The sequence below is a fragment of the Sphaerisporangium sp. NPDC049457 genome (genome assembly GCF_055586705.1).
In genome coordinates, this window is record NZ_JBVJHR010000003.1 from 42,496 (window position 1) to 63,631 (window position 21,136).

Here is a 21,136-nt window from a genome sequence, read left to right on the forward strand (position 1 = left end):
AAGCACGGATGGCGGTGGAATCGCGGCTCCCCGCGACACAGCAGCCCGTCTGCCCCGCCGGGATGCCGAGCTAGAGGCAGATCAGGTGGCCGAGGCGGACCGTATAGTCCATGCGGCGGCGGCGGCTATGATCGAACAGGGTAGCCTGAAGCCTGTGAGCAGGCCGGAGAACGCACAGCCGGGGCCGAGGCTGACGCCACGTGGAGCTGCCACCCGCGCGCGCATCGTGGCGGCCGCTGTCGAGCTGATGTACATGAAAGGCGTGAACGCGACCACGCTGGACGACGTCCGGGCCGCGAGCAACACCAGCAAGTCCCAGCTCTACAACCACTTCCCGGACAAGGAGGAGCTGGTCCGCGCCGTCGTCGCGGCGCGCGCCGCGCAGGTCCTCGAGCGTGAACGCGGCCACCTTCAGCGCCTGAAGTCGTTCCGCGGCCTGGTCCGCTGGCGCAACGCGCTGGTGCAGCGAAACGCGTTGCAGAACGGCGCCTACGGCTGTTCGCTCGGCTCGCTGGTCGGCGAGCTCGCCGACCATGACGACCAGGCCCGCGCCACGCTCGCCGAGTCGTTCCTGGAATGGGAAGGGCTGCTCGCCGCCGGCCTGCGGCGAATGCGGGACAGCGGCCTGCTCAAGCCGGATGCCGACCCGGAGAAGCTTGCCACGGGTCTGATGGCCGCCTTGCAAGGCGGCTACCTCCTCGCTGAGGCCGCGCATGACGTCAAGCCGATGGAGATCGCCCTCGATATGGCGCTTGACCACGTGAAGTCGTTCCTCACGGCATGACGGCGTGTGCGCGGACGGAGCGAAGGGCCATGTCCCGAAGCCCGCGCAAGCTACCGCCGACCGTCCGGCTTCGTCGCCGTCGGCGAGCAGCTCAGCCAGGTCGCCCAGCGGGCGGATCCCGCCGCGCCGGCGCCGTACCCGATCGGGTGTGTGTTGCCGGACGACGACCTGCTCGCCACGACAGCCGCCGCTGACCTGGATCTTTGGCTGCTGATAGCCTGCTGAGCAGGGGGAGTTATGGACGCTTTGTTCATCAACACGATCCGCGGCCTGTGTTTGGATGCGATCCAGCGGGCCGAGTCGGGGCACCCCGGTACGCCGATGGATATCGCACCGGTGGCCTACACGCTGTGGCAGCGGTTCTTGCGGTTCGATCCGTCCGATCCGATCTGGCCGAACCGGGACCGGTTCGTGCTGTCGGAGGGGCACGCTTCGGCGCTGTTGTGGTCGTTGCTGCACCTGACCGGTGTTCGCGCCGTGAACTCCGACTACGAGGTGCTCGGCCGGCCCGCGGTCACCCTTGATGACCTGCGGACGTTCCGCCGGCTCGACTCCCATGCTCCGGGCCACCCGGAGTACCGCTGGACGAGCGGGGTGGAGGCGACGACCGGACCGCTCGGCCAGGGTGTGGCGATGTCGGTGGGCATGGCGATGGCCGGCCAGTGGCTTGCGGCGCGGTACAACCGGAATGGTTTCCCGCTGTTCGATTTCGATGTCTACGCGTTGGCGGGCGACGGCTGCATGATGGAGGGGATCTCCGGCGAGGCCGCCTCCCTCGCCGGGCACCAGCGGTTGTCCAACCTGTGCTGGATCTACGACTCCAACCGGGTGACCATCGAAGGCCATACCGGCATCACCTTCACCGAGGACGTCGCGGCGCGCTTCATCGCATACGGCTGGAACGTCGCGACCGTCTCGGACGCGAACGACGTCGACCAGGTGGCCCGTGCGCTGCAGTCGTTCAAGGCCGAGCACGAGCGCCCGACGCTGATCGTCGTCCACAGCCACATCGGCTACGGCTCACCGCTTGAGAACTCACCGCGGGTGCACGGCGAGCCGTTGGGCGCCGATGCGGTCAGGGCGACCAAGCGTTTCCTCGGCATGCCACCGGACGCCGAGTTCTTCATCCCCGATGGGGCGTACGACTGGTTCGCCGAGGGGGTGGGGCGGCGGGGAGCGCAGGCCCGCGCCGTCTGGGAGGGGCGTCTCAAGGAGTACGCGAACCTCTACCCGGCGCTGGCCGAGGAGATCGAGCGCATCCAGCGCCGGGAGTTGCCGGACGGCTGGCAGGACGCGCTGCCGTCGTTCCCGCCCGACCCGAAGGGGCTGGCAACCCGTGCGTCGTCCGGGCAGGTGCTGAACGCGGTGGCGGAGGCCGTGCCGTGGCTGTTGGGCGGTTCGGCGGATCTGGCACCCTCGACCAAGACCCGCCTGACCTTCGCCGGGGACTTCCAATCCGATGATCGCAGCGGCCGCAACTTCCACTTCGGGGTCCGGGAGCACGCCGCGGCGGCGGTCGCCAACGGCATGGCGCTGACCAAGCTCCGCCCGTACTGGTCGTCATTCTTGATCTTCTCCGACTACGCCCGAGGCGCGATCCGGCTGTCCGCGCTGATGGAGCTGCCGGTCGTGCACATCTTCACCCACGACTCCATCGGCGTCGGCGAGGACGGTCCCACGCACCAGCCGGTCGAGCAGCTCGCCTCCCTACGTGCCATGCCCGGGCTGCTGGTCTTCCGGCCGGCCGACGCGAGCGAGGTCGTCGAGACTTGGCGTATCGTCGCCGGGCTGCGCCGGGAGCCGGCCGCGCTCGTTCTGTCCCGGCAGCCGCTTCCCACATTCGACCGGTCACGGCTGAGCGGCGCCGAAGGCGTCGCGAAGGGCGCGTACGTGCTCGCGGACGCCCCGGACGGGCAGATCGATGTCATCCTGCTCGCCACCGGCTCGGAGGTGGCGCTGGCGGTCGCCGTACGGGAGGAGCTGACCGCCGAAGGCATCGGCGCGCGGGTGGTGAGCATGCCGTGCTGGGAACTGTTCGACCGGCAGCCGCCTGAGTACCGCGACCGGGTTCTGCCACCGGAGGCGACCGCCCGGGTGGGCATCGAGCAGGCATCGACGCTGGGCTGGGACCGGTACGTGGGTCCCGGCGGCGCCATCGTCGGCATGCACACCTTCGGTGCGTCCGCGCCGCTCAAGCAGCTCCTCTCCAAGTTCGGCTTCACCCCGGAGATGGTGTCCCAGACGGCCCGCGAGCTGGTGAGAAGGCGCAAGGAGGATGCCGATGGGCGGCTCGCTCAAGGGTGATGAACTCACCGACGAAACCCAGCCGCGGCTCGCCCGCGACACGTCGACGAACGCGCTGATCCGCGACTACTGGAGGTTGAAGCAGACCTAGAGACGACCACTTGGGGGAACCATGGCAACGGACAGACCCATGCAACTGGGCATGGTCGGTTTGGGCCGGATGGGTGCCAACCTCGTCCGCCGGCTGATCCGCGACGGGCACGACTGCGTCGTCTACGACGTCGACGAAGACGCGGTCACCGCTCTGGAGACCGAGGGCGCGACCGGCGCCACGTCGCTCCGCGATCTCGCGGGCAAGCTGGAGCGGCCCCGGACCGTGTGGCTGATGCTTCCCGCCGGGATCGTGCAATCCACGCTCGACCAGCTCGTCGAGGTACTCGACGCAGACGACACGGTGATCGACGGCGGCAACTCCTACTACCGCGACGACATCACACGGGCCCACCAGCTCGCCGCCAAGCGACTCAACTACATCGACTGCGGCACCTCCGGCGGGGTGTGGGGGCTGGAACGCGGCTACTGTCTGATGATCGGCGGCGAGAACGAGCCCGTCGAGCGACTCGACCCGATCTTCGCGACCATCGCTCCCGGCACCGGAACCGCGGAGCCGACGCCGGGACGGACCCGCGACGGCACCGCCCCGCATGGCTACCTGCATTGCGGCCCGTACGGCGCCGGGCATTTCGTGAAGATGGTCCACAACGGTGTCGAGTACGGGATGATGGCCGCGATCGCCGAGGGCCTGTCCATCATCAGGCACGCTGACGCGGGGGCGAAGGAACAGACCGTCGACGCCGAGACCGCACCGCTTCGCGATTCCGATGCCTACCGGTACGACATAGACGTCGCCGAAGTGGCGGAGGTGTGGCGTCGCGGGTCGGTGGTGGCTTCGTGGCTGGTCGATCTGCTGGCCGACGCGCTGGCCCGGTCTCCGGAGCTTGCGGACTTCCGCGGGCGTGTCTCGGACTCAGGCGAAGGCCGCTGGACGCTGATCGCCGCGATCGAGGAGAGCGTGCCCGCGCCCGTGATCGGCGCGGCCCTGTTCGAGCGGTTCTGCTCGCGTGGGCTCGGCCGCTTCTCCGACGCGGCGCTGTCGGCGATGCGAGCCGAATTCGGCGGTCACGCGGAGAAGAAGGACCGCGTCTGAACGGCCACTCCTCGGCCAGCCGGATCGGCGTGTGGTGCGCCCGCTTCTCCTGTTCGCCGAGTTCGGCCACGATCGCCATCAGCTTGTCCTGATCGGCACAGAGGACGAGGACGACCTCATTCTCATTCGGCCGCGGAACGACGTCCGGAACACCGAAACGATCAAGTGGAGGGGCGGACGACGGTGGGGAGCCAGCGGCCCTCTTCGGTGAGCCGGTCGGCGCTGGAGGGCCCCCAGCTGCCACGTTCGTAACACTTCGGCGTGGATTCGGCGTCGAGGATGGGATCGACGATGCGCCATTGCTCCTCCACGGTGTCCTGGCGGGCGAAGTGGCGCGGGTCGCCGGAGAGCGCATCGGTGAAGATGCGTTCGTACGCGCTCTCCACGTGACCGAGCTCGCCGCCGAAGCCGACCGACACCGGCACCTCGCGAACCGCGTCGGCCTGTCCGGGTGCCTTGGCGAGCAGTTCGAACGTCACTCCGGGATCGGGTTCCAGGCAGAAACGCACGGCGTTGGGTTGCGGACGTTCGGCCTTGCCGGAGGCGAACAGCATGCGGGGTGGGCGGCGGAGCCGTACCGCGATCTCGGTGGTCGTGGCCGCGAGGGCCTTGCCGGTTCTGATCAGGAACGGCACGTCGGTCCAGCGCCAGTTGTCGATCCACAGCCGCACCGCCGCGTAGGTCTCGGTGGTCGACGTGGCGGCGACGCCCGGGGTGTCGAGATAGCCGGCGTACTGGCCGCGCACCATGTCCTCCGGATCGATCGCGCGGATCGCACACATCAGCCGCCGCTTCTCGCCACGTTCGCTTTCTGGACTGTGGTCGGACGGAGGGTCCATGGTCAGGTACGCCAGGACCTGCAGCAGATGGTTCTGCAGGACGTCGCGGACGGCGCCCACCGCGTCGTAGAACGCACCCCGGCCGGCGACGTCGAACGCCTCGGCCATCGTGATCTGCACGGAGTCGACATGATCGCGGTTCCAGATCGGCTCCAGCAGGCTGTTGGCGAAGCGGAACGCCACCAGGTTCTGCACCATCTCTTTACCGAGGAAGTGATCAACCCGCAGCAGCCGCTCCTCCGGGAAGTACCGGTGCAGCGCGGTGTTGAGCCGCCGCGCGGAGGCGAGGTCGTGGCCGAACGGTTTCTCCACCACCAGCCGCCCGCGGGCGTTCAGCCCCGCGGCGGTCAGCCGTTCGGCGATCGGCCCGAACAGTGCGGGGGGTACGGCCAGGTAGTGGACCGCGAACGCGTCGTCGGGGATGTGGCGCGCGATCTGCGAATACAGGCCTGGTTCGGTGACGTCGCCGGTCAACGGAACGAGCCTGTCGACGAACGCGCCGAACACCTCCTCATCGACCCGGCCGCAGGCGGCGGCGACGCTGTCGCGCACGTGCTCGCGCAACGCGCCCGGCTCCTGTGGCCCGCGATCCACGCCGATGACCGGGATGTCGAGTACGCCGCGGGCGGTGAGCCGATACAGCGCTGGAATGATCATCTTTTTGGCGAGGTCCCCGGCGATGCCGTACAGCACCAGGACCTGCCCTCGCGGAATATCCATGATTCCCCCAACTCGGGGCACTGGGCGTGCCTCGACGCCTAACGGTCGGCGCGACTGGGTATATCTGGGCATATTCGGTGCAGAGCTACATGCGCGGTCAGGCGGCCCGGTCATACGCATACCCACGAGCCATCGCATGAACCCGCCCGTCCGCGATCAACACGGGACATCGGATCGTACGGCCGATTGACGCAGGGCGGGCCACCACCGGCGTCGCCAGGGGGGCTGCCGTGCACGAACAACACAGGACACATCGCGTGGTCGTGGTCGGCTCGGGATTCGGCGGGCTGTTCGCGGTGCGGGAGCTCGGCCGGGCGCCTGTCGAGGTGACCATGATCTCGCGCACCGCGTATCACCTGTTTCAGCCGCTGCTGTATCAGGTGGCCACGGGGATTCTGTCAGAGGGATCGATCGCGCCGGCAACGCGTGAGGTGCTGCGACGGCAGCACAACGTCCGCGTGCTGACCGGCGACGTCACACGGATCGACCTCGCCGCCCGTACCGTCACGTCCACTACGCCGGGAAAGACCACGGTCACGCCCTATGACAGCCTGATCGTCGCTGCGGGATCCGGCTGTTCGTACTTCGGCCGGGACGACTTCGCCCAACACGCCCCCGGCCTGAAGACGATCGATGAAGCGCTCGCGCTGCGCGGGCGCCTGTTCGGCGCGTTCGAGCTCGCGGAGCTGGAAACCGACCCGGCGATGATCGAACGGTGGCAGACCTTCGTGGTGATCGGCGGTGGCCCGACCGGGGTGGAGATCGCCGGACAGATCGCGGAGCTGACCCGTCGTACTCTCCCCGGGGAGTTCCGCACCATCGATCCGGCCCGCAGCCGTGTCATTCTCTGTGAGGCGGGTCCAAGAGTGCTGCCCGCATTCGGCGAGCGCCTGTCCGGCAAGGCCGCGCGCGAGCTTCGGCGCGTGGGCGTGCAGCTACGGACGGGCACCAAGGTCGTCGGCGTGGACGAGCAGGGCGTGGACGTCGTCGCCGCGGACGGCACGCGGTCCCGCATCGGGGCCATGTCCAAGGTCTGGGCCGCCGCAGTGACCGCCTCACCGCTCGGCGCCCAGTTGGCCGCCCAATGCGGTGCGGAACTCGACCGTGCGGGCCGGATCGCCGTCGAACCCGACTGCAGCCTGCCCGGTCATCCCGAGGTATTCGTCGTCGGGGACATGATGTCCCTGGCGGGTCTGCCCGGGGTGGCTCAGGTCGCGATACAAAGCGGGCGGCACGCGGCCGCCGAGATTCTGCGGAAGCTGCACGGCGCGCCGACCCGGCGCCCGTTCCGTTACCGAGACAGGGGCAGCATGGCCGTCGTCGCCCGATTCAGCGCCGTGGCCAGCGTCGGCCGGCTCCGGCTTGCCGGCTTCCCGGCCTGGCTGATGTGGCTGCTGGTCCATCTCATCTACCTCGTCGGTTTCCGTAACAGGCTCTCCTCACTGCTGGACTGGGCGGTCACCTTCGGCGGCGGCGGCCGCTCCGAGCGAACCGTCACCCGCTCCGCCATACGCGGGCTCGCCCTTGAAACCCCACCGCACTCGGCCTCAGATCACCGTTCGGCGCATCTGACCGAAGGCCGATCGAGATGACGGGATTGTTCCCTTGATCTGGACGGGGCGCACCAAGGCGAGGGTCTGCGCGATGGTCCAGGCGTCGGGGGCAGGGACGGGTTATGAACGGGCCAGGGGAGGAAGCAGATCAGAGGGTCGACCCGACCGAGCGGATGGAGTTGCTGCTGCGTGACCTGCGCAGCGCCCGGTCAGGGCTTTCCTCCCGGGAGGCCGCGCGGCGGCTGATTCACTACGGTCCGAACCAGCTTCGCCGCCGTGGCGGCCGGCGTTGGCCACAAGAGCTGCTGCGGCAGTTGACCCATCCGCTGGCGTTGCTGCTGTGGATGGCGGCGGTCCTGGCCTGGGTGGCGGGGATCGCGGCGGTCGCGGTGGCCATCCTCGTCGTGATCATGATCAACGCGGTGTTCGCGTTCGTCCAGGAGGTCCAGGCCGAGCGCGCGGTCGAAGCACTCGCCGCCTACCTACCGGCACAGGCCAGGGTGCTGCGCGACGGACGCGTACGAGTACTGCCGGCCATCGAACTGGTCCCGGGCGACGTCCTGGTGATCGAGGAGGGCGATCGGATCTCGGCGGACGCGCGACTGCTCGACGGCGGCATCGAGGTGGACCTGTCGACGCTTACCGGCGAGGCGATGCCCGTGTACCGCGCCGCGGACCTCGCCGACACCCGCGCGGGGCTGCTGCAAGCCCGGGACCTGGTGTTATCCGGATCTACCTGCACCGAGGGCGAGGCGCGGGCGGTGGTCTTCGCGACCGGCATGCGGACGGAGCTGGGACGGGTCGCGGCGCTGTCGGAGCGCCTCGAACGGGAGGAAAGCCCGCTGGAGTTCCAGGTCCGCCGGGTGGCGTGGCTCATCGCTGCGATCGCCATCGCCTTGGGGATCGCATTCGTCCCGCTGGCGATGTTGGGCGCACACCTGCCGCTGGGTGACGCGGTCATTTTCGCGGTGGGGCTGCTGGTCGGCAACGTGCCGGAGGGCCTCCTGCCAGTGATCACCTTGGCACTGGCGCTGGGAGTGCGCGGGCTGGTGCGGCGGGGGGCGGTCGTCAAACGGCTCAGCGCGGTGGAGACCCTCGGGGCGACAAGCGTGATCTGCACCGACAAGACCGGCACGCTCACCGAGAACCACATGCGCGTCACCATGGTCTGGACCGCTGCGGAAACCCACGACCTGACCAACGCCCAGACCCGGACTCCACGTGCCGATCCAGTGCTCGGCGACCTGGTGGCCGTCATGACACTGTGCAACAACGCCCAAATCGGCCCCGCAGGCGCCCTGCTCGGCGACCCGACAGAGGTGGCCATGCTCGAGGCCGCCATTGCGCTGGCAGGCGCCCCTGACGCTGCGGGCCGATCGCCGCGACGGCTGCGCCAGTTCCACTTCGACCCGGTACTGAAACTGATGTCGACCCTTGATGAGCGGAACGACGGGGTGTGGGTGCACACCAAGGGAGCTCCCGAGGTGGTGCTCCCACTCTGTACCACGATCATGGAGAGCGACGGAACGGCAGCACCCATCACGGCGGCGCGACGCGGGGTCATCGAACAGCTCGTCGACTCGTACGCGGGGCAGGGTTTGCGTGTGCTGGCGGTGGCCGCTCGACGCCTGGAGGTCGCACGGCCGGACCGGCATGGTCCGCACAGTGCGGCGCGCCCTCCCATCACGCCCCCCCAATCCTGCTCCGGCAACCTGCCGGTAAGACGTGACCAGGCCGAACGGGAGCTGACCCTGCTCGGGCTGGTGGCCATGCAGGACCCGCCTCGACCGGAGGTCGCCGAGGCGGTCGCGCGCTGCCACACCGCGGGCATCCGCATCATCGTCGTCACCGGTGATCATGCACTGACCGCCGCCGCGGTCGCCGCCCAGGTGGGCATCGTGAGCGGCCGTCCGATGGTGGTCACCGGAGATCGGCTCGACCGGATGAGCGAGGACGAGCTCGACGCGCTGCTGCGCGAGCACCGTCAGTTGATCTTCGCTCGCAGTTCGCCCGAGGCCAAGCTGCGCATCGCCGACGCGCTGCGGGCCGAGGGACACGTGGTCGCGATGACCGGCGACGGGGTCAACGACGCACCCGCGCTGCGCCGGGCCGACATCGGGGTCGCCATGGGGCGCTCAGGCACCGACGTCGCCCGCGAGGCCGCCACCCTGGTGCTCACCGACGACAACTTCGCCACCATCGTCGCCGCGGTCAAGGCAGGGCGGCGGGTTTACGACAACATCCGCAAGTTCATCTGCTACATCTTCGCGCACACCACTCCGGAGGTCGTGCCCTTCCTGGTGTTCGCCCTGGCCGGCGGCGCAGTGCCGCTGCCGTTGACAGTGCTGCAACTGCTGGCCTTCGACGTCGGCACCGAGACCTTGCCTGCTCTCGCGCTCGGGCGTGAACCCCCCGAACCCGGCCTCATGCGGCGCCCCCCGCGCGACCGCTCCGAAAGCGTCGTCCGCCTGCCGATGCTGCTGCGTGCCTGGCTCTTCCTCGGCGTGATCTGCGCCGTCCTTTCCATGGCCGGGTTCTTCTATGTGCTGCTGCGGGCCGGATGGCATCCCGGCGCGCCTACCAGCCCCGGCAGCCCGCTGCACCACGCCTACCGTCAGGCGACCACGATGACGTTCCTCGGCCTGATCGCCGGCCAGATCGGCACGGCGTTCGCCGCCCGCGCCGAACGCGCGTCCCTGCGGTCCATCGGTGTCACGTCCAACCCGCTGCTGCTGTGGGGCATCGGGTTCGAACTGGTGCTCGCCGCCGTCCTGATCTACGCGCCCCCGTTTCAGGCACTGCTCGGCACCGCGCCGCTGACTCTGGACATGCTGGCCTTCGTCGTCCCGTTCCCGCTGATCGTCTGGGGTGCCGACGAACTCCGCCGATGGTGGATGCGTTACGTGGGGGAACACTCACCCCGATCGCCGACCCACTCATGCGGTCCGTTCCAGAAGTGAGCCAAGAAGGTGCGGGACGTCATGACCACCGAGGTCGCCTCCGTCAAGGGCGGCACACCCTTCAAGGACGTGGCCGAGGTGCTCGTCCACCACGATGTCAGCGCTCTGCCGGTGGTCGATGGCGAGGGACACGTGATCGGCGTCATCTCCGAAAGAACGTCTGGTGAACCCGTGGACGCTCGTCTATGACCGCCTGCCGAGGAGATGCGGCGGGAGACGTTGTGCGCGCTCGGCAACGGCCATTTCGTCAGGCGGCGCTCCCCCGATTCCCACGGCTCGCTCCCTTCCGTCAAGTGGAGCTCACTCCCGCGCGGCGGCTCACCCGTACCGCGGTGACCTTGTACTCCGGGCATGCCGTGACCGTGTCGGAGTGGCTGGAGGTGAGGGTGTTGACCCCGCTCTCGGGGAAGTGGAAGGCGCAGAACGCCTGGCCGGGGACCGTCTCCTCGCTGAGTTTCGCGACGAGGACGGCCCGACCGTGACGGCTCTCAACGGTGACCGGATCACCGTCGCGCAGGCCGTACCGTGCGCCGTCGGAGGGATGGAGATCGAGGAGATCGACCGTTTCGAGGCGAAGATCGTCCGTACGCCGGGTCATGCTGCCGGAGTTGTAATGCGCCCAGCGCCTGCCGGTGACCAGTACCAGCGGATAGTGGTCGTCCGGCGTTTCCCCCGACGGCAGGTAGGGAGGGCAGGCCAGATGAGCCAGCCCGTCGGGGGTGGCGAACCGCTCGCGATACAGCCGCGCCTCGCCTGGCCTGCCGGGGTTCGGGCAGGGCCACGGCACGGCGGCTTCCCGGTCCAGTCGCTCATGGGTCAGCCCGGCGAAGACCGGAGCGATTCGTCCGCACTCGGCCAGCGCCTCGGCCGGCGTACGGCACTCCAGATCGGCGCCGAGGGCCGCGGCGAGGGCGTGGACGACGGCGAAGTCGGGCCGTGCCTCGCCGGGAGGGTCGAGTGCGGGCCGCACCCGCTGGAAGCGGCGGTCGAAGTTGACGAAGGTGCCGTCCTTCTCCAGCCAGGACGCGACCGGGAGCACGACGTCGGCGCGACGGGCGGTCTCCGACGGGAACAGCTCGTTGCAGACCACGAGTGGGCAGGTGTCCAGTGCTTCGGCCACGCGGTTGGCGTCGGGGTCGGTCGCGCAGATGTCCTCGCCGATCACCCACAACGCGCGTAGGCTTCCCGCGCGTGCCGCGGCGAACATCTCCGGGATGCGCAGGCCGGGCCGCTCCGGCACCGGAACACCCCACACCCCGGCCGCCCTCGCCCGTGCGGCCGGGTCGCCCACCTTCTGGTAGCCGGGCAGGACGTCGGGGAGAGCGCCCATGTCGGAGGCCCCCTGCACGTTGTTCTGACCGCGTAGCGGGTTCACCCCGTACCCGGCGCCGGGGCCGACGGCGCCGCGCAGGACGGCCAGGTTGGCCAGGGCGCGCACGCCGTCGGTGCCGTGCAGGTGCTCGGTGACGCCGAGCCCGTAGAAGATCGCCGGGCGCTCCGCCCGGCCGTAGAGGCGAGCGGCGGCGACGAGGCCGTCCGCGGGGACTTCTGTGATCGCGGCCACGCGATCAGGTGGATAGGCGGCGAGCAACTCGGTGAGCTCTCGCAGACCAGTGGCGTGCTCGCGCAGGAAGTCCCGGTCGATCAAGTTCTCGGCGAGCAGGACGTGGGCCAGTCCGTGGAACAGGGCGACGTTGGTGCCGGGGCGGGGCCGAAGGTGGACGTCGGCGTACCCGGCGAGGCCGACGGCACGAGGGTCGGCGACGACCAGGCGCGCCCCGCGGAGCGCGCGCTGGAGCAGCCGCGCCCCGATCACCGGGTGCGCCTCGGCCGGGTTGGCGCCCACCACCAGCAGGCAGTCGGCGTTCTCCGCCTCGTCGAAGACGTCGGTGCCGCCCGGCAGACCGAACGAGGCGCTCAGCCCGGCCGCCGAGGGCGAGTGGCACAGCCGGGAACAGTTGTCCACGTTGTTGGTGCCGATCACCACACGCATGAACTTCTGCACCAGGTAGTTCTCCTCGTTGGTCGCCCGGGCGGAGGAGATCGCCGCCACCGCGTCCGGGCCGCCCTCGGCGACCGCGGCGCGCATGCCGCGGGCGACGTGTTCCAGCGCCTCCGCCCACGACACGGGCTCCAACCGGCCGTACCGTCGCAGCAGGGGCCTGGTCAGCCGGTCGGGCGAGGTGACGAAGCCGTGCGCGAAGCGGCCTTTGACGCACGCGTGACCCTGGTTGACCGGACCATCGCGATCGGGCAGGACCGCCACGATCTCGCGGTCGCGGATCAGCACCTCCAGGGAGCAGCCGACCCCACAGTAACCGCAGGTGGTGCGAGTGCGAGCCGGCGCCGTCCGCGACGCGCCGACCGGCAGGCCGGGCTCGGTGAGGGCGCCCGAGGGGCAGGTGTCCACGCAGCCGCCGCAGGCGACGCAGTCGGAGTCGATCCACGCCCCGCCGGTGCCGGGGGCGACGACGGTGTCCGCGCCCCGCCCGGTCAGGGTGAGGGCGAAGGTGCCCTGGACCTCGGCGCACATCCGTACGCACCGCCCGCAGGCGATGCACAGGTCCCGGTCCAGGTGCACGTAGGGATGGCTGTCGTCACGACCTCGGCCGCCCTCCCCCTGCGCGGTCTCCGGTGCGATGCCCAGCGCCTGGCAGACGAGGGCCAGCTCGCCGGCTTCGGCGCCGCCGTCGAGCGCGCGGGGCGGAAGGGCGGAGACGATCACCTCGACGGCCTGGCGCCGCAGCGTGCGCAGGTCATCGCGCGCGACCTCGATCCGGGTGCCGTCGGTGGCGGGGGTCACGCAGGCGGCCAGCACATTTCCGTCCGCCCGCACCAGGCAGGCCCGGCAGGAGCCCGCCGGAGTGAGGCGATCGTCATGACAGAGCGTGGGAAGCTCGACGCCGGCCATCCGCACCGCGTCGAGCAGCGACGCCCCGCCGGTCACCGTGACGACCAGCCCGTCGACCTCGACCCTCACAGCGATCTCCGCCGTTCGGCCGGGCCATGCGCTCGCGGAAGGACGGCGCCGGAGACGACGCCTCCGCGGACCGCGACCACCTGCGAGTACTCCTTGCTCACAGCTCCCAACCCGCCAGCTCGCCACCGTACGCGCGGGCCAGGCTGCGTACCGCGGCCGGAACCCGGCGGCCGAACGCGCACAAGCTCGCCTGGCCCATCACGTGCAGCAGGCGGGCGTACTCCTCTCCGGGCGTGCCACCGGAGACGATCTCCAGTCCGCGCCGCGACCCCACCCGGCACGGTGAGCAGGCCCCGCAGCTCTCCGCGGCGGCGAACCTCCACACGTGCCGGAGCACCTCCTCGGCCGCCGGCCGCCGGTCGAAGGCCACCAGGCCCGCATGGCCGAGAGCGGCGCCACGTTCGGCCAGCGCCGTCTCGGTCAGCGGCACGTCCAGCTCGCCCGGAGCCAGGAACCCGCCCAGCGGCCCACCGACCTGCAGCACGGCCAGTTCCGCGCCATTGCGGAGCCCTCCGCCCAGGTCGGTGACGATTCGCGCGATCGGGGTGCCCAGTTCCACCTCGTAGCAGCCCGGCCGGGCGAACCGCTCCGACAGGCACACCAGTTTGGTGCCCGTCTCGGCCGGCGTGCCGCGCCGGGCGTAGGCCGCCCCGCCGTGCCGGACGATCCATGGCACAGCGGCCAGCGTCTCGACGTTGTTCACCACGGTGGGGGCGTCCCAGAGCCCCTGCCGAGTGGGGTACGGAGGGCGCGGGCGGGCGGTGCCCCGGCCGCCTTCCAGCCCGGCGATCAGCGCGGTCTCCTCCCCAGCCACATAGGAACCCGCCCCCTGGACGACGTGGACGTCCAGGTCGGCCCCGGTGCCGTGCACGGCCCGGCCCAGGTGACCCTCCTCGTAGGCGCGCGCGGTCGCCTGCCTCATTCGCGCCAGCGCTTGTGGATACTCCGAGCGCACCAGCACCACACCCGTCCGGGCCCGGCACGCGAAGCAGGTTAGAGCCAGCCCTTCCAATACCCGCTCCGGATCCAGCTCCATGAGCAGCCGGTCGGCGTAGGACCCCGGATCACCCTCGTCGCCGTTGGCCACCACGACCGTCTCCGGCGAGCCGCCGGCCGCGGCCCACTTCGCCGCCACCGGGAAGCCTGCTCCGCCCCGTCCGCGCAGCCCAGAAGCCGCCACCTCGGCTCGCACCCGATCCGGCGCGCCCGCGCGCACCGTATCCGGCCATATCCGCCACGACGGCCGTCCCGAGACGATCCCGGCGAGCACCACGGGATCACCGGTCGCGTCGGCGGCCGGGATGGCGGGAGCGCGAGCGGCTACCCGACCACGCAACTGGGCGGCGACGTCGAGGCCGGCGCATGGCGTGTCGCCGTCGAGGCACGCGGGGCCCGCGTAGCAGTACCCCAGGCAGCGCACCGTCTGCAGCGACACCCCCTGTCCTGGTCCGGCGCTGTCCGCGACGACGCCCAGCACGTCCTGGACCTCCGCCTCGTGACGCCCCAGCCCCGCGGCGAAGCACGCGGCGGCCGTACAGACCCGGACGTGACGGCGAGCGTGCGGGGCCATCAGATCGGCGAAGTAGCCGGCCGGGCCGAGGCCGGCCGCAGCGGGCAGACCGAAGCGCCTGGCGACTTCGGGAGCCCACTGCTCCGGACCGCCGTGCGCAGCGGCGGCGGCATCGGCCAGATCCTGCAGCAGGCGGACACCAGGACGCCCGCGTCGGTCGGCCAGCGCCCGAAACGCGTCGAATCGACATTCCGCCTCCATAGTCCCATCATGCGCAGGACATCTGGCACCGCTGCGCGCATAGTCCCTGCTTGAGCGACTTTTGGCCTTTCGCTGCCCGCTCTCGACACTGCCGCACCATGAACCGACAAACCGACCAACCGACCAACCGACCGCCCGATCGACCGGTGGCCGTGCGAAGGTGTCAGGTCTGGACGCGGTAGGGGCGCATCATCTCGTTGTCCTCATGTTCGAGGAGGTGGCAGTGCCACACGAACAGGCCCGCCCGGTCGAACGTCGCCCTGATCCGGGTGATCTCGCGGGGATGGGCGACCACGGTCGCATAGCCAGGAGGAACGTCTTTCGCCTGCGGCAGATACCACGCCTCAAGCGCGGGAGAGCTGAAGGTCCATGGGTGCCGGAAGGCCCTACCCAGGGACGAAAGACTCTGTGTCCGGGGCGTCCCAGGTCGGAGGCTCGAATCATGACCCGACCAGCCGGCGACGGATGTGACGTTCTGCTGCGTGACGGCGGAATCGCTCACGTACGCGCGTTGCGCGCCTCCGACGGAGACGATCTGCACGCGCTGGTCTCCAGGTCCTCCGAGCGTTCGGCGTACCTGCGGTTCTTCACGGGAGGCACCGCCTCCGCCCATGCCTACGTGAACCGCCTCACCGGGACCGGCTACCTCGGCCACGCACTGGTCGCGATCGTCGGCGGCCGGTTGGCGGGCATCGCGGAGTACATCCCCCACGCCCTCAGGCCCGAGGCCGAGCTGGCGATCCTGCTGGACGACCAGGTGCACGGCCGCGGACTGGGCACCCTGCTGATGGAGCACATCGTGCTCGACGCCGCCGAGAGCGGGATCAGCGAACTGGTGGCCACCGTCCTCCCCGAGAACCGGCAGATGCTCAAGGCCCTCGACGATCTGGGTCTGCCACTGCGCCGACGAGCGGAAGGCGGAGAGATCGAGATCCGCCTCACCACACATCCGACCCGGCATCTGCTGGAGGAGATCGAGACGCGGATGCACGAGGCGGAGCGCAACTCGCTCACCCGCCTGCTGAACCCTCGTTCCGTGGCCGTCATCGGGGCCGGCCGTGACCCCGCCGGAGTCGGACACCGCGTGCTGCGCAACCTCATCGCCGGCGGCTTCCCCGGGCCCGTCCATCCCGTGAACCCACGAGCCTCGCAGGTGTGCGGCCTCCCTGCCCACCCCGACCTCGCGGCCGTACCCGGACACGTGGACCTGGCCGTGGTCGCCACACCCGCCGGCACGGTGCTGGACGTCGCCCGGGACTGCGCCCGCCATGGCGTCTGCGGCCTGGTGGTCGTCAGCGCGGGCTTCGCCGAGACCGGCGACCAGGACCTGGAACGCCGGTTGCTGCGGATCTGCCGGGACGCCGGCATGCGCCTGGTGGGGCCCAACTGCCTGGGCATCGTGAACACCACGGCCTCGCTCAACGCGAGCTTCCTGCCCGATCCGCCCGCGGCGGGCGGTCTCGGCCTGATGTCACAGTCGGGCGCGGTCGCGGTCGCCCTGATCGAGCGCGCCGGCCGGCTCGGGCTGGGCTTTTCCACGTTCGCCTCGGTGGGCAACAAGGCCGACGTCAGCGGGAACGACCTGCTCGAATACTGGGAGGACGACCAGGACACCACCGTCATCGGCATGTACCTGGAGTCGTTCGGCAACCCCCGCCGTTTCGGCCGCATCGCCCGCAGGATCAGCCGGCGAAAGCCGATCATCATGGTCAAGAGCGGGCGCAGCGCCTCGGGTGATCGGGCGGTGCTCTCGCACACCGCGGCCGCGGCGACGTCCGACGCGGCGGTGGACGCCCTGCTGCGGGCATCCGGCGTGATCCGCGAGGACAGCGTCCAAGGTCTCCTGGACACCGCCCGGCTCCTCGCCTTCCAGCCGCTGCCGGCCGGCCGCAGGGTGGCGATCGTCGGGAACTCCGGAGGCCCCGCGGCGATGACCGCCGACGCATGCGAGCAGCAAGGCCTCGTCGTCCCGGAACTCTCGTCCGACACGGTGCGAGCCCTGCGCGCGCGGCTCCGTCCCACCGCCACGGTGCACAACCCCGTCGATCTCACCGCCGAGGGCGACGCCGCGGAGTTCACCTACGCCATCGAGACGGTCCTGGCCCACGAGAACGTCGATGCGCTGCTGGTGGTGTACACGCCGACGTTCGGCTCGGGTCTCCACGCCACAGAGGAGGCGATCGTGGCCGCCACCATAGGTCGTACGACCACCGTCCTGGCGTGCGTGATGGGCCACGACGGTCTCCTAGGGGGCCGGGTCCCGAGCTATGCCTTCCCCGAGCAGGCGGCGTGCGCGCTGAGTCACGTCGAGCGATACGCCTCATGGGCGGCCCGCCCGGTGGCCGTACCGGAGGAAGAGACCGGTACGGACGTCCGGGCGGCCAGGAAGATCGTCGAGAGTGATCTGGAGTCCTGTCCTCAGGGCCGCTGGCTGGACGCCCACATCGGGACCGCGCTGCTCTCGCACTACGGCGTCCGCACGGCCGAATCGGTGAGCGTCGACGGGCCCGAGACCGCGGCCGACGCCGCCCTTTGGGTCGGTCTGCCCGCGGTGGTGAAGGCCATCGGCCCCGGAATCGTTCACAAGACCGACGTCGGAGGGGTCCGCTTGGACCTGCGAACGCCGGAGGAGGTCCGGCAGGCGTACCGGGAGATGGCCGCCCGGATCGGCTCGGCGATGACCGGAGCGATCGTGCAGCACATGATGCCGGAGGGCGTGGAGATCATCATCGGCGGCGTCGCGCATGAGCGGTTCGGGCCCTTGATCATGATCGGGCTCGGCGGTGTCGCCACCGAGCTTCTCGCCGACCGTGCCTTCCGGGTGCCGCCGATCAGCCACGCGGAGGCGGCGGAGATGATCCGGGAGCTTCGGTGCTCGCCCCTGCTGTTCGGATACCGGGGGCGGCCACCGGCGGACGTCGAGGCGCTGAAAGACCAGATCGTGCGCATCGGCCACCTCATGGACGACCTGCCGGAGATCGCGGAGATCGACGTCAACCCCGTCCTCGTCACTCCGGCCACTGCCGTCGCCGTCGACGTGCGGGTACGGCTGGCGCCCGCCGCCCCACTCCCGTCGCCGTGCCGGCGGCGGCTCCGCTGAGTGAGTGCTCCAGCCGCAGGGCAGGAGCGTTCCACCGGAGAATGCGCTGGATGGACCTTCTTCTGGTCCCTCCGAAGATCGGCTTCACCGGGCGTCTGGACGCCGGCCCGCGCCTGGACACCGCCCGGCCCCGTCGCCGGATGGGAAGGGCGCGCCCTTGCAGACTGACCGCGAACCGGGCGGCGCGTTGGTGTAGCCACACGCGATGAGCCGACCGACATGAAGAAAGGTCTGCTGACCCGGGATTACTCCCTGATCGACAGACCTTTTCGTCTGTCGGGACGACAGGATTTGAACCTGCGACCCCTTGACCCCCAGTCAAGTGCGCTACCAAGCTGCGCTACGTCCCGTTGCTCGCCGGGGCGAGCAAGAACAACCTTAGCGCAGATCGGGGAGTCCTGCGTACGCGTGGGCGGGGCGCTGTGGGCACTCCTGTCCCGGGGGTCGCGCGTCTTAGCTGCGGGCGTCACGGGATGGCCGATGATCGGTGCCGGAAGACGTGGCGAGTGAAGCTGTCGGGCGAGGCGAAAGCAGGATGGGCATATGGGGCGGAAGGCTCATATTGATCGGGATGAGCTGAGGCGGCTGGTCGCCGGCGGGTGGTCCAACGCGCGGCTGGCGGAGCACTTCGGGGTGACGGAGTCAGGGATCTTGCAGGCCAAGCGCGGAGCGGGGCTGGCCAAGCCGATGCTCGACCATGGCGGGGCCATCCCGTGGAAGCTGAACCGCGTCCACAACCAGACGGGGCCGGCGACCAATCTGCGGAACCTGTCGGCGGTCGCGCAGGGCGGCGAGGTGCCGCAGGCCAAGATCAATACGGCGGTGCGATGGGCGCGGAGGCTGGTCGAGAGCGGCCTGGACATCGCCTACAGCCCCGAGGCCGGGTTCTACGAGACGACGGCGAGCGGGGCCTCCGTCTCACATGTCGAGAAGGTGCTCGGCGACGCTCTCACGGTGCTGGGGCGGCGGGAGCAGGACGGAGGGGAAGGAGCGCCGGAGGGCCGGTGACCGCACTCGGTGTGGTGAAAGGCTGGTTCCGCTTCGTTTCGGGCTCGTCGTCTCGGGCAGTCGGGGGGTTACAAAGGCACACATAACCGGAGGCAGACATGACCATCACCTGGGTGGCCGTCGTTGTAGCCGCGGTGGTGGCGATCCTGGCCGTCGGCTACCTCGCGGCACAGCAGCAGCGCAGGCGCAGACTCCAAGAACGCTTCGGCCCCGAGTACGAACGCACAGTGCGTGAGCGCGAGAGCCGCCGTGAGGCGGAGCAGGAACTGCGCGAGAGGGAGCAGCGCCACGCCGAGCTGGACATCCGGCCGCTCTCCTCGGAGAGCCGGTCCACCTACGCCAAGAAGTGGACCGAGGTCCAAGAGCGGTTCGTGGACGCTCCCGGTTTCGCGGTGACCGAGGCCGACCACCTGGTGACCGCCGTCATGGCGGAGCGGGGTTACCCGACCGAGGGCTTCGAGCAGCAGGTGGCGGACCTGTCGGTCGCCCACGGGCAGACGCTGGACCACTACCGCGAGGCCCACGAGGTCAGCAGCCGCGCGGCGCGGCAGGAGGCCTCCACCGAGGAACTGCGGCAGGCGATGGTGCACTACCGCGCGCTGTTCCAGGAACTGCTGGAGGACGCCGCCGCCGGCGACGGTGAGCCGCGGGCGCGGGAGGCCGACGGCGGCCGCGACGACGATCAGCGGCGCGGCGACGCCCCGTACGCCGAGGCCGCACAGGACCGGGCGCAGTACGAGCGCCGGGAGCAGGACCGGCGGCAGTACGGCGGCAAGGAGCCGGGCGATCGGGAGGCCACGAGAGCCGGCGACCGCAGGGCCACGGAGACCGGCAGGCACGTGGCCGCGGAGACCGACGAGCGCGGCGCCATGGAGACCGACGAGCGCAAGGCCGCGGAGAGCGACGAGCGCGTGGCCGGTGGACGCACTTCGTACCGCAACGCTCAGGGAGGCTGACCGATGGAATTCAATCGCCGAGACACCGACGCCGACAGCGACACCCGTACCGAAACCGGCAGGCCGGAGGACGGACGCACCTCCGACTCCGCCGCCGATGACGTCCGCACGGTCTACGACCCGGCCCGGCCCAACTGGGCGGGGGACGGCGAGCCGGACGGGCTTCACCCCGTCGACCGGGGTTCCGGCGACCTGGACGGGGAGCACGACCTGGACGGGGAGCGCGGCGGGGACGCGTCCGGCGCGGACCGTCCGTTCGAGGAGAGCGCGGGCGGGGCGGAGAACCCGGATCCCGCCCATGACTCCCGCGAGCTGGGCGACCCCGTGGACGACGTCCCTGATCAAAGGGCGGTGGACTCCGAGGTGGACTCCAGGGCGAACCTCGGGGCGGAGGACTCCGGCTCGCGCGGGCAGACGTCCCCGGATCGCGATCTGATGGTCTATCCGGAGGAGGCCGACTACCCCACGCGGGACCAGGAGTCCGGCCTGACGGCCGTGCCCGAGGTGAAGCCCGAGCCGGTGGTCGCGCGTAACGACGTGGAGGAGCGGTCCGGGGAGACGCGGGCCGACGGCGCCGGCACGGGACTCGACGGCGTCTCCCCGTCCATTCCCGGAACCGCGCACACCGAGAACGCCGGGAACGACGGCGCCGGTGAGGTGGACGCGGGCGTGACCGGGACCGGAGACCTCGGCGCGCAGAACGGCGGCGTCGGCGGCAAAACGGACGGGGCGTTCGGAACGGGCGACTTCGAGCGGCGGTGGCGCGAGGTCCAGGCGAGCTTCGTCGACGACCCGAAGGACGCCGTCGAGCGGGCGGACCGGCTCGTGGACGAGGCCGTGGCGGCGATCGCCTCTCGTAAGCAGGGCCTGGTCGACCGGTGGAAGACCGGCGACCAGAACGACACCGAGCGGCTCCGGCTCGCTCTGCGCGACTACCGCTCGCTCCTTCAGGAACTGGTGGGGCTCTCCTACTCGGGCGCCGGCAGCGGTGGCCCGGCCGACACGAAGTGAGGT

The 21,136-nt window shown here is 70.5% G+C and carries 14 protein-coding genes and 1 tRNA gene; 10 read left to right on the forward strand and 5 right to left on the reverse strand.

Annotated features, from left to right (window positions below; all coding sequences use genetic code 11):
• Positions 1–154: 154 nt before the first annotated feature.
• The 3 genes from ACZ6QO_RS06130 to gnd all read left to right on the forward strand — a co-directional run bounded on the left by ACZ6QO_RS06130 (position 155) and on the right by gnd (position 4,235).
• The gene (locus ACZ6QO_RS06130) at positions 155–784 is read left to right on the forward strand and encodes a TetR/AcrR family transcriptional regulator (protein ID WP_465848155.1); all 630 of its coding nucleotides are present in this window, start codon (positions 155–157) and stop codon (positions 782–784) included.
• 237 nt (positions 785–1,021) lie between these two features.
• Entirely contained in the window at positions 1,022–3,088 is a 2,067-nt protein-coding gene (gene tkt, locus ACZ6QO_RS06135; RefSeq protein ID WP_465848157.1) for a transketolase, read from the forward strand.
• A gap of 112 nt (positions 3,089–3,200) precedes the next feature.
• Entirely contained in the window at positions 3,201–4,235 is a 1,035-nt protein-coding gene (gnd, locus tag ACZ6QO_RS06140) for a phosphogluconate dehydrogenase (NAD(+)-dependent, decarboxylating) (protein ID WP_465848159.1), read from the forward strand.
• A gap of 161 nt (positions 4,236–4,396) precedes the next feature.
• Here gnd and zwf read toward each other — a convergent pair whose 3' ends face one another.
• Positions 4,397–5,794, reverse strand: coding sequence for a glucose-6-phosphate dehydrogenase (gene zwf / locus ACZ6QO_RS06145; RefSeq protein WP_465848161.1), 1,398 nt, complete (start codon positions 5,792–5,794; stop codon positions 4,397–4,399).
• Positions 5,795–6,051: 257 nt separating this feature from the next.
• On the opposite strand from zwf, the gene ACZ6QO_RS06150 reads away from it, so the two are divergent.
• The 3 genes from ACZ6QO_RS06150 (at position 6,052) to ACZ6QO_RS06160 (ending at position 10,496) form a co-directional block, all read left to right on the forward strand.
• Positions 6,052–7,386 (forward strand): NAD(P)/FAD-dependent oxidoreductase, encoded by a 1,335-nt coding sequence (locus ACZ6QO_RS06150; RefSeq protein ID WP_465848163.1) that lies wholly within the window; start codon positions 6,052–6,054, stop codon positions 7,384–7,386.
• A gap of 83 nt (positions 7,387–7,469) precedes the next feature.
• A complete protein-coding gene (locus tag ACZ6QO_RS06155) occupies positions 7,470–10,307 on the forward strand; it encodes a cation-translocating P-type ATPase (protein WP_465848165.1) in 2,838 nt (945 codons plus the stop codon).
• A gap of 21 nt (positions 10,308–10,328) precedes the next feature.
• The gene (locus tag ACZ6QO_RS06160; protein WP_465848167.1) at positions 10,329–10,496 is read left to right on the forward strand and encodes a CBS domain-containing protein; all 168 of its coding nucleotides are present in this window, start codon (positions 10,329–10,331) and stop codon (positions 10,494–10,496) included.
• Positions 10,497–10,596: 100 nt separating this feature from the next.
• Here ACZ6QO_RS06160 and fdhF read toward each other — a convergent pair whose 3' ends face one another.
• The 3 genes from fdhF to ACZ6QO_RS06175 all read right to left on the reverse strand — a co-directional run bounded on the left by fdhF (position 10,597) and on the right by ACZ6QO_RS06175 (position 15,353).
• Positions 10,597–13,287 carry a formate dehydrogenase subunit alpha gene (gene fdhF / locus ACZ6QO_RS06165; RefSeq protein ID WP_465848169.1) on the reverse strand — a complete coding sequence of 897 codons (2,691 nt, stop codon included), beginning with the start codon at positions 13,285–13,287 and terminating at the stop codon, positions 10,597–10,599.
• A 97-nt stretch (positions 13,288–13,384) separates the two neighbouring features.
• Entirely contained in the window at positions 13,385–15,058 is a 1,674-nt protein-coding gene (locus ACZ6QO_RS06170; RefSeq protein WP_465848171.1) for an NADH-ubiquinone oxidoreductase-F iron-sulfur binding region domain-containing protein, read from the reverse strand.
• Between the two features lie 163 nt (positions 15,059–15,221).
• Positions 15,222–15,353 carry a multicopper oxidase domain-containing protein gene (locus tag ACZ6QO_RS06175; RefSeq protein WP_465848173.1) on the reverse strand — a complete coding sequence of 44 codons (132 nt, stop codon included), beginning with the start codon at positions 15,351–15,353 and terminating at the stop codon, positions 15,222–15,224.
• A 147-nt stretch (positions 15,354–15,500) separates the two neighbouring features.
• Between ACZ6QO_RS06175 and ACZ6QO_RS06180 the strand changes: the two genes are divergently transcribed.
• The gene (locus ACZ6QO_RS06180; protein ID WP_465848175.1) at positions 15,501–18,158 is read left to right on the forward strand and encodes a bifunctional acetate--CoA ligase family protein/GNAT family N-acetyltransferase; all 2,658 of its coding nucleotides are present in this window, start codon (positions 15,501–15,503) and stop codon (positions 18,156–18,158) included.
• A gap of 276 nt (positions 18,159–18,434) precedes the next feature.
• Here the strand turns inward: ACZ6QO_RS06180 and ACZ6QO_RS06185 are convergent.
• Positions 18,435–18,508 (reverse strand) — tRNA-Pro (locus ACZ6QO_RS06185).
• 193 nt (positions 18,509–18,701) lie between these two features.
• Between ACZ6QO_RS06185 and ACZ6QO_RS06190 the strand changes: the two genes are divergently transcribed.
• The 3 genes from ACZ6QO_RS06190 (at position 18,702) to ACZ6QO_RS06200 (ending at position 21,133) form a co-directional block, all read left to right on the forward strand.
• Complete coding sequence (locus tag ACZ6QO_RS06190) at positions 18,702–19,166, forward strand: hypothetical protein (protein ID WP_465848177.1); 465 nt, start codon at positions 18,702–18,704, stop codon at positions 19,164–19,166.
• A gap of 98 nt (positions 19,167–19,264) precedes the next feature.
• The gene (locus ACZ6QO_RS06195) at positions 19,265–20,122 is read left to right on the forward strand and encodes a hypothetical protein (protein ID WP_465848179.1); all 858 of its coding nucleotides are present in this window, start codon (positions 19,265–19,267) and stop codon (positions 20,120–20,122) included.
• Positions 20,123–20,125: 3 nt separating this feature from the next.
• Positions 20,126–21,133, forward strand: a complete 1,008-nt coding sequence (locus ACZ6QO_RS06200; protein WP_465848181.1) for a hypothetical protein — start codon at positions 20,126–20,128, stop codon at positions 21,131–21,133.
• Positions 21,134–21,136: the final 3 nt, after the last annotated feature.